Below are 832 nucleotides of genomic sequence, written 5' to 3' on the forward strand. Positions count from 1 at the left end.
TATATCTTGGGTGTAAATCTGTTCCCCCCCTTTCCCAACTAAATACTCTGTCATCATTAATATCTGCACAATACATACATCTAGCAAATTCTCCCGAGTCCTCTAAAACAATTAAGTTCATACCCAACCCTAATTTTCTCCATCTCTCTGTTGCATCAACTACAGATGCTCCTAAATTACCCTGAACACCTTCAAGCTCAACTCCACATATTCCTCCCGAACCATATTTTTTTATAAAATTGCGATAACTTAGAGGAAATTTAACTCTAAGTTTTTCTTCAGCCTTATTAATATATTCATCTGATACTTCTCCAAAAAAATCATCTTCTTCACCATAATTTTCGATCATCTTAATAATTCTTTCATCCATAAATTTAACTCACTCCTATTATTCACTAGCACGCATTTTCCAATAGTTACTTCTAAAGTTATTATACATTTTTTCAAGTTCTGGATTATTTCTAAAACTTTTTCCATTTTCAACCAAACCGTGTAGCGTCGAATCGTATTTATCATGAGTTAACTCCGCAATTTCAACCATTCCACCAGGTTCTTTTTGAATTAAATGGTGTAATTCAACTTTACTTTCCACCCCGTCCTTTACAATATATGGAGATTTCCCCTTTTCCATTAATTCTCCATTCGACTTTCCTAGTGCCTTCGGATTATTAGGTACATAATTTTTATCAATCTCAATTTGGTACACTCTTCTGGATACATCTATTTCCTTTCCACCAACTTTAACTGTTCCTTTTACTTCTACAGCAGTATACTTGTCAGCTAGCCAATCTAATTCAATTTGTTCAGAAGATAATTTTCTGGATTTAAGCCC

2 protein-coding genes are annotated in these 832 nt (G+C 33.8%); both read right to left on the reverse strand.

The features are described 5' to 3' along the window. On the reverse strand, positions 1 to 370 hold a 370-nt coding region (locus FXW34_RS22750), incomplete at its 3' end, for an SMI1/KNR4 family protein (protein WP_147536299.1). A gap of 18 nt (positions 371 to 388) precedes the next feature. Further along, positions 389 to 832 (reverse strand): HNH/ENDO VII family nuclease (locus tag FXW34_RS22755; RefSeq protein ID WP_147536300.1); only part of this gene is annotated, 444 nt, incomplete at its 5' end.

The sequence above is a fragment of the Bacillus marasmi genome, assembly GCF_902168435.1.
Lineage (GTDB): Bacteria > Bacillota > Bacilli > Bacillales > Cytobacillaceae > Bacillus_BU > Bacillus_BU marasmi.